Annotated in this window: 6 protein-coding genes; all 6 read left to right on the forward strand. The window is 77.1% G+C overall.

From position 1 onward, the window contains the following. On the forward strand, nt 1-180 hold a 180-nt coding region (locus K7640_RS29695; protein ID WP_222958259.1), incomplete at its 5' end, for a hypothetical protein. After that, a complete protein-coding gene (locus K7640_RS29700; RefSeq protein WP_222958260.1) occupies nt 177-1151 on the forward strand; it encodes a glycosyltransferase in 975 nt (324 codons plus the stop codon). The genes K7640_RS29695 and K7640_RS29700, both read left to right, overlap by 4 nt. Next, complete coding sequence (locus K7640_RS29705; RefSeq protein ID WP_222958261.1) at nt 1136-2356, forward strand: glycosyltransferase; 1221 nt, start codon at nt 1136-1138, stop codon at nt 2354-2356. Before K7640_RS29700 ends, K7640_RS29705 begins: the two co-directional genes overlap by 16 nt. Continuing rightward, a complete protein-coding gene (locus tag K7640_RS29710; RefSeq protein WP_222958262.1) occupies nt 2353-3102 on the forward strand; it encodes an SIS domain-containing protein in 750 nt (249 codons plus the stop codon). The genes K7640_RS29705 and K7640_RS29710 overlap by 4 nt, the downstream gene beginning before the upstream one ends. 11 nt (nt 3103-3113) lie before the next feature. Then, nucleotides 3114-4616, forward strand: a complete 1503-nt coding sequence (locus tag K7640_RS29715) for a PfkB family carbohydrate kinase (RefSeq protein ID WP_374198142.1) — start codon at nt 3114-3116, stop codon at nt 4614-4616. Then, nucleotides 4613-5035, forward strand: a 423-nt coding sequence (locus K7640_RS29720; protein ID WP_222958264.1) for an SDR family oxidoreductase, incomplete at its 3' end; no start/stop codon positions are given. The genes K7640_RS29715 and K7640_RS29720, both read left to right, overlap by 4 nt.

Below are 5035 nucleotides of genomic sequence, written 5' to 3' on the forward strand. Positions count from 1 at the left end.
TCCGGGGTGGACCCGGACCGGGTGTTGGAGGCGGTCCGCCTGCTCGGCATCCCCGCCGACCGCGCGGTGCCCGGGCCCGCCGTCGCCGCCACCCGACCGAACGCCGTCCCCGGCACCGTCCGGTCCGCGCGGGCCGGCCTGCCGGCCACCGCGACCGCCACCGGCGGGAGCGGCCGATGAACGTGCTGGTGTGGCACGTGCACGGATCGTGGATGACCTCGTTCGTGCACGGCAAGCACCGCTACCTGGTGCCGGTGACCCCCGACCGGGGGCCGTACGGGCTGGGTCGGGCGCGCACCTATCCGTGGCCGGACACCGCCGTCGAGGTGACCCCGGAGCAGCTGCGCCGGGCCGATGTGGACGTCGTCGTGCTGCAACGTCCGGAGGAGCTGGACCTGGCCGGCGAGTGGCTGGGCCGGCGGGTGGGCCGCGACGTGCCGGCGATCTACGTCGAGCACAACACCCCGAAGGGCGACGTGCCGAACAGCCGGCACCCGATGGCCGACCGGGACGACCTGCTGCTCACCCACGTGACCGCGTTCAACGAGCTGTTCTGGGACAACGGCGGCACCCGCAGCACCGTGGTCGAGCACGGCATCGTGCCGCCGGCCGTCGAGTGGACCGGCGAGCTGGACCGGCTGGCCGTGGTGATCAACGAGCCGGTCCGCCGCTGGCGGGTCACCGGCACCGACCTGCTGCCGGCGTTCGCCGAGCTGGCGCCGCTGGACGTCTTCGGGATGGGGGTCGCCGGGCTGGCCGAGCGGCTGGGCCTGCCCCCCGACCGGCTGGCCACCCACGACGACGTGCCGCAACACCGGATGCACGCCGAGCTGGGCCGGCGTCGGGCGTACCTGCACCTGTGCCGGTGGACCTCGCTCGGGCTCAGCCTGATCGAGGCGATGTCGATCGGCATGCCGGTGGTCGCGCTGGCCACCACCGAGGCCGTGGTGGCGGTGCCACCGACGGCGGGAGTCCTGTCCACCCGGATCGACGTCCTGCGCGACGGCGCGCGGCGGTTCCTTGAGGACCCGTCGCTGGCCGCCCGTACGGGCGCCGAGGCCCGCGCGGCCGCGCGGGACCGCTACGGCCTGGATCGTTTCCTCGCCGACTGGGACCGGCTGCTGGAGGAGGAAGTATGCGCGTCGCGATGATCTCGGAGCACGCCAGCCCGCTCGCCGTCCTCGGCGGGGAGGACGCGGGCGGTCAGAACACGCACGTCGCGGAGCTCTCCGCCGCCCTGGTGGCCGCCGGTCACGAGGTGCGCGTCTACACCCGGCGCGACGCCCCCGACCTGCCGGTGACCGTCCGCGCCCCGGACGGCTTCGACGTGGTGCACGTGCCGGCCGGGCCGGCCGAGCCGCTGGCCAAGGACGCGCTGCTGCCGCACATGCGGGAGTTCAGCCGCTGGCTGGTGGACCGGTGGCGGGGCGGCGACTGGGTGCCCGAGGTGATCCACGCGCACTTCTGGATGAGTGGGCTGGCCGCGCTGACCGCCGGCCGGCAGACCGGGGTGCCGGTGGTGCAGACCTACCACGCGCTGGGCACCGTGAAGCGGCGCCACCAGGGGGTGCAGGACACCAGTCCGGCCCGCCGGGTGGCGTACGAGCGGGAGCTGGGCCGGGCGGTCGACCGGGTGATCGCCCAGTGCCGGGACGAGGTTGGTGAGCTGGTCCGGATGGGCGTGCCCCGGTCCCGGATGACGATCATCCCGTCCGGGGTGAACCTGAGCACCTTCACCCCGCTCGGCCCGGCCGCCGAGCGGGAGGACGGTCGGGCCCGGATCCTCACCGTCGGCCGGCTGGTGGAACGCAAGGGCTTCCAGACCGTGGTCCGGGCGATGACCCGGGTGCCCGATGCCGAGTGCGTGGTGGTCGGCGGTCCGCCCGCCGGGCTGCTGGAGTCCGACCCGTACGCCCGGCGGTTGCGGGCCCTGGCCGCGTCGTGCGGGGTGGCCGACCGGGTGAAGCTGATCGGCGCGGTGCCGCGGGAGGAGATGGGCCGCTGGTACCGGTCGGCGGACGTGCTGGTCGCCGCCCCCTGGTACGAGCCGTTCGGCCTCACCCCGCTGGAGGCGATGGCCTGCGGCATCCCGGTGATCGGCACGGCGGTCGGCGGCCTCACCGACACGGTGGTCCCGGGTGTCACCGGTGACCTGGTGCCGGCCCGGGACCCGGGTGCGCTCGGCGCCGCGATCCAGGGCCTGCTCACCGACCGGATCCGCCGCTTCGGGTACGCCACCGCGGCGCTGGACCGGGCCCGCCGGCGCTACTCCTGGGCGGCCACCGCGGAGCGGCTGGCCGACGTGTACGGGGAGGTGGCCGCGGTGCGCCGGCCGAGCCGGGTGGTCGCCGGATGACGGCCGAGCCGACGGACGCCCGGACGACCGCCGTGCCGCCGGACGCCGGGGCCGCGTCGCCGGGTGCCGGGGGAGCGTCCGTGCTCGACGCCCACCTCGCCGGCCTGGCCCAGGCGCTGCTGTCCTACCGGCGCTGCGACGGGCTGCTCGCCCGGTGGGGGACCGAGCTGGCCGGCACCCTGACCCGGGGCGGCCGACTACTGGTCGCCGGCAACGGCGGCAGCGCCGCCGAAGCCCAACACCTCACCGCCGAACTCGTCGGCAAACTCCGCCACGACCGCCAACCCCTCTCCGCCCTCGCCCTACACGCCGAAACCAGCGCCCTCACCGCCATCGGCAACGACTACGGCTACGACCACATCTTCGCCCGCCAGGTCCACGCCCACGGCCGACCCGGCGACATCCTCCTCCTACTCTCCACCAGCGGCACCAGCCCCAACCTCCTCACCGCCGCACACGCCGGCCGCGAAACCGGACTCCGCTGCTGGGCCTTCACCGGCCCCACCCCCAACCCGCTCGCCGACGCCGTCGACGAGGCGCTCGCCGTCTCCTCGGCGGACAACCAGGTGGTCCAGGAGTTGCACCTGGTCTCGGCCCACGTGCTCTGCGAGTACGTGGACCGGGCGTTGACCGCGACGCCGGGCGCCGCCGCGCACCCGGTGCCGGCGGGCGACAGCCGGTCCGGGCCGGTACGGACCGGCGTCGAGGTGGTGCTCGGCGCGGAACCGGAGGTCGAGCCGCGATGAGGAGGTCGAGCGTGACGGGACCCGTGGTGGTGGTCGGCGACACCCTGCTGGACCGGGACGTCGAGGGTGTGGTCAACCGGCTCTGCCCGGACTCGCCGGTGCCGGTGCTCGACGAGACCGCGCACGTGGACCGGCCCGGCGGCGCCGGGCTGGCCGCCGTCTTCGCCGCCGCCCAGGGGGCGGAGGTGGCGCTGGTGACGGCGCTCGCCGACGACGCCGGCGGGGCCCGGCTCGCCACCCTGCTCACCGCCGCCGGGGTGCAGGTGTACGCGCTGCCGCTGCCCGGCGCGACGCCGGAGAAGATCCGGCTGCGGGCCCGGGGTCGGGTGCTGCTGCGGCACGACCGGGGCGGGTCGGCCGGCGAGCCCGGGGAGCCCGCCGAGGCGGTGTTGCGGCTGATCGCGGGGGCGTCGGCGGTGCTGGTCAGCGACTACGGCCGGGGCGTGGCCGGGCAGCCGGCGTTGCGGGCCGCGCTCGCGGCGACCGCCGCCCCGGTGGTGTGGGACCCGCATCCGCGTGGCCCGGCGGCGGTGCCCGGCGTGCAGTTGGCCACCCCCAACGAGTCCGAGGCCCGGGACCTGGCGAAGGTGGCCCCGGGGGCGTCCCGGCTGGTGACCGCCTCCCGGGGGGCGCAGGGGCTGCGGGAGCGGTGGCGGGCCGGCGCGGTCGCGGTGACCCTCGGTGGCGACGGGGCCCTGCTGTGCCACGCGGGCGACACCCCGCTGGTGGTGCCCGCGCCGGCCAGCGCGGAGGGCGACACCTGCGGCGCCGGCGACCGGTTCGCGGCGGCCGCCAGCATCGCCCTGGCCCGGGGCGCGCTGGTCTCCGAGGCGGTGCAGCACGCGGTGGCCGAGGCGTCCGCGTACGTGGCGGGCGGGGGAGTGGCCGCGGCGCTGCCGCCGCCGGTGCGGACGCCGCCGGCGGTGCGCCCCGCGACCGGCGGCGAGCGGATCGGGGCGGCCGCGGCCGGCGCGCTGGCCGCCGAGGTACGCGCGGCGGGCGGCACGGTGGTGGCCACCGGCGGCTGTTTCGACCTGCTGCACGCCGGCCACGTGGCCACCCTCCAGGCGGCCCGGCAGCTCGGCGACTGCCTGATCGTCTGCCTGAACTCCGACGCCAGCGTGGCCGGGCTGAAGGGGCCGGACCGGCCGGTGGTGCCGCAGGGCGACCGGAGCCGGATGCTGGCCGCGCTGAGCTGCGTCGACGCGGTGACGATCTTTGACGAGGCGACGCCGGAGGCGGCCCTGTCCTGGTTGCGGCCGGACGTGTGGGTCAAGGGCGGCGACTACGCCACCGGGGTCGGTGACGAACCGGTGCTGCCGGAGGAGGAGCTGTTGCGCCGCTGGGGTGGGCACACGGTGGTGGTGCCGTACCTGGCCGGCCGGTCCACCACCGACCTGATCGCGGCGGCCCGGGCCGGCGGCCGGGTGCCGGTGACCGCGACGCCGGCGGGCCGGGTGGGAGGCAACCGCCGCTCCGGCGCGGAGCGGCCGAGCACGGAGGGGTCCCGATGAACGATGTGCCGGGAGGCGGGCCGACCGTCCTGGTCACCGGCGGGTCCAGCGGGCTGGGCGCGGCGGTGGTGACCGCGGTGGCCCGGGCCGGCGGCCGGCCGCTGGTGCTGGACCGGCGGGCGCCGGCCGACGGGGTGCCGTGGGTGGAGTGCGACCTGGCGGACACCCGGGCCGCCGAGGCGGCCACCCGGGAGCTGGCGGAACGCTCCGGCGGGCTGGACGGGGTGGTCACCGCCGCCGGCATCGACACCCCGGGCCGGCTGGCCGACGTGCCGGCGGAGACCTGGGAGCGGATCGTCACCGTGGACCTGCTGGCCACCGCCGCCGTGGTGCGGGCCGCGCTGCCGTATCTGACGGCGTCCCGGGGCACGGTGGTCACCGTCGCCTCCACCCTCGGCGTAAAGGCGGTCGGGGACGCG

The organism is Micromonospora sp. PLK6-60, from assembly GCF_019890675.1.
Taxonomy (GTDB): domain Bacteria; phylum Actinomycetota; class Actinomycetes; order Mycobacteriales; family Micromonosporaceae; genus Micromonospora.

Bases quoted from the DNA above. Each gene is read 5' to 3' on its own strand.
- K7640_RS29710 (WP_222958262.1), top strand. From the start codon at position 2,353: ATGACGGCCGAGCCGACGGACGCCCGGACGACCGCCGTGCCGCCGGAC.
- K7640_RS29705 (WP_222958261.1), top strand. From the start codon at position 1,136: ATGCGCGTCGCGATGATCTCGGAGCACGCCAGCCCGCTCGCCGTCCTC.
- K7640_RS29700 (WP_222958260.1), top strand. From the start codon at position 177: ATGAACGTGCTGGTGTGGCACGTGCACGGATCGTGGATGACCTCGTTC.